At 40.3% G+C, this 2,796-nt stretch carries 3 protein-coding genes; all 3 read right to left on the reverse strand.

Going from position 1 to position 2,796, the window contains the following annotated elements:
• On the reverse strand, positions 1-1,658 hold a 1,658-nt coding region (locus Q0R37_RS15565), incomplete at its 3' end, for a dockerin type I repeat-containing protein (RefSeq protein WP_294755534.1).
• Positions 1,651-2,574: a hypothetical protein gene (locus Q0R37_RS15570; protein WP_294755535.1), complete on the reverse strand. Its 924-nt coding sequence runs from the start codon at positions 2,572-2,574 to the stop codon at positions 1,651-1,653. The genes Q0R37_RS15570 and Q0R37_RS15565, both read right to left, overlap by 8 nt.
• On the reverse strand, positions 2,561-2,796 hold a 236-nt coding region (locus Q0R37_RS15575; RefSeq protein WP_294755536.1), incomplete at its 5' end, for a sigma factor-like helix-turn-helix DNA-binding protein. The genes Q0R37_RS15570 and Q0R37_RS15575, both read right to left, overlap by 14 nt.

Below are 2,796 nucleotides of genomic sequence, written 5' to 3' on the forward strand. Positions count from 1 at the left end.
GCTTCATTAAGGTCACTATGAGGCTGAGTGCTAAAATCTGCGATATCAGCTTCTACCTGATCTTTCAGGAATTCGCCATTTATGATATACTTTGCAAGGAATTCCTCACCGTAAAATTCTACTCTTTGCTCATAAAGCTCTTGTGACCATTTTATTCCATCAGGAGTACCTGTTGTGAACAATATCTCACCGTATTTCAGTTCGTCACCGTCTTTAAGTATCTGATGAAGCTTTTCGTCAAGTAAGTTATTATCGCTTACTGCTTCATTGTACTCAGTTATTGTTTTACCGTTATACTTGTAGTTTTCATCGCTTTTGAACTTAGGAGATATAGCTATAACAGTGTTTTCATCTGTATTTTTGCTCAGCAATGTATATAACTCAGAAGAAACAGGCTTTCCGTTCCATGTCTGACCAAATCCTACATCCTGGCTTACAACAGCTTCATTATTTTTTTCCTTATTCTCAGAACTCGGATTATTATCTGTATCATCAAGTCCGAGAAGCTTCTTCTGTATAGTCTGTGCATCACCAACTGTAAGTCCGTCACCGTTCATATCACCGTTAAGCTTGCCCTGTTCTGTAAGATGATGCTCAGCTGTACCATCTATACCATACTTATTAGGATTGGCAAGTGACTGCATTATCATTACAGCATCTGCCAAATCTACCTGTTCATCACAGTTCGCATCTCCCTTTAATACAGCAGGAAGTGTAGTAATACTGGTTGTCGTGGTTGTAACCTCTGTTGGTTCATTAACGGTAGTTCCTGTCGTATTATCGAAGTCAAATCCTATAAAATCGGGAAGTTTCTCAAGTTCATACGGAATACCGCTTTCATCAAGCCCTATTTCAGCAATATAAGCTCTCACCTGATCTTCATAGTCACCGTGGAAACCGATTGACAGTTTCTCATCAGGCACAGAACGTGAAACAACGCCCTGAATTGAGTTTTTAGCCATGTATTCGGCAATATCTTCACCGTATTTCTGTGCGGCAGTTTTCTCCTTGCCGTAATATGGAACAGCATAGTCAACGGCCAGTTCATCGAGATCCTCTCTCAACTGTAGATAGTTAAGTGCTGCATTACGCATAGCTGCCCGTTCCTGCCCCTCAGGAAGCTTGCATCTTATTTCGCATTCGCAGGATATCTTGTATTTATCCGTGCTGTTTGTATCTTTAACGATGACGCGGTTTTTAAATACGGTTACTTCAAAATACTTCTCAGGCAAAGCAAGAGAGCTTACTATCCTGTCTGAATCCCATAAGCTTTCGCCCTTATCGTACATGCATGAACCCTTCGGATACGGAGGATAATCATTTAATATCTCTTCTGCTGTCTTATCTGTGAGGTAATACTCAGAGAACAGGTGAACGCACCAACTGAAGCAGTATACATACTCTGCGTCATCACCCTGACCGTAAACATAGTAGCCGTTTTCCTGGGTAAGTCCTTTTTCAGCAAATAAGTTTACAACATCTTCCGTTGTCATGGAATTGACTTCGTCGAAGGAGTATTCCTTAGCGGCCTTTTCGGAAGCAGACTCAGAAGAAACGGTTGCAGTTACATTTTCTGCACTTGCAGGCACCACAGCAGATGAACTAAATGTCATAATGGCTGCTGTCAAGGCAATAAAAGCTTTTTTAGTTTTACTCATAAAAAAACGTCCTCTCTATTAAATTTGCTCCTTCTTCGGGAAATAGTTCCTTTATTGTACTGATCGCCGTTTTATTGTTCCTGTAAAGATAGTACTCGTCATACCCTTCAAATTTTATAGCAATTGCTATGTCATTACTTGAATTTTTAATACTATAGGCTTTTGCATCAAGAAAAGGTCCGCTCTTGCCGCGCATTACTATTATACCAATATATTCGTCAACATAATCAGAAGGTATTTTGAAAGCATTAATGTACCAGCCGTCATATCCGTCCATAATTCCAATACTATAATCCTCATTAATAGGCAGAGGCGGTGCGGTAGTTGTAGTTATAGTCGTAGTTGCAACAGCTTCGGTCGTAGTTGTCTGTATCGTTGTATGTACAAAACCGTTGTCGCCGCCGGTTGTTGTCGTATGTGTAATACCGAGATCATTGCCACCGCCCATATTAAAACCATCCAATTTGGTCGTTGTTGTATTTACAGCTGTATAAATCATGGTTGTCTGCGGTGTTGCGGTAATAAGCCAAGCATCAGTAGTTACTTTAGACACAGTGTTTGCAGCTGCAGTAGTATTATTCTGGGTATTATGCTCGGTTACGGCAGAAGTGATGCTTGTATCCCTTTGCGTCCGAGCTTCGGTTGTGGTCGAAACAGGCTTGCTTACAGAAGTACTCTCTGTCACTGTTGCCGTGGTCGTTTCAGTAGAAGATGTGAAATCCTCGTTAACTGTGTCAGGAATTGTAGGAATCATATCCATGTGATTCCAATAGCCGAGTCCGAGAACAGCAACAACACATAAACAGGCTAAAACAGGTATAATCCTTCTGACAGCACGTATTCGTTTGACCTTTTTCTCCTGATATTCGTTATATCTGGAAAGTAAGCTCCGGTACATTTCATTATGACTCTTCATAATCAAAGCCGCTCCTTTCCAGTTCAGATTTTAACGCTTTTTTAGCGTTATACAGAAAATTCTTGACCTGTTTTTCTGTTTTTTTCATGATCAATGCTATTTCTGAAATACTAAATCCTTCAAAATAACTGAGAAACAGTACTTGTCGGTATTCAAGTTTCAAGCGATGCAAAGCCTGATGCACCATGCGCTTTTGTTCACTTTTTATGTAATTGCCCTCGA

Source organism: uncultured Ruminococcus sp., assembly GCF_946415235.1.
Classification (GTDB): Bacteria; Bacillota; Clostridia; order Oscillospirales; family Ruminococcaceae; genus Ruminococcus.

Coding starts and splice junctions, on each gene's coding strand:
- Q0R37_RS15570 (WP_294755535.1), bottom strand. CDS start 2,574: ATGAAGAGTCATAATGAAATGTACCGGAGCTTACTTTCCAGATATAAC.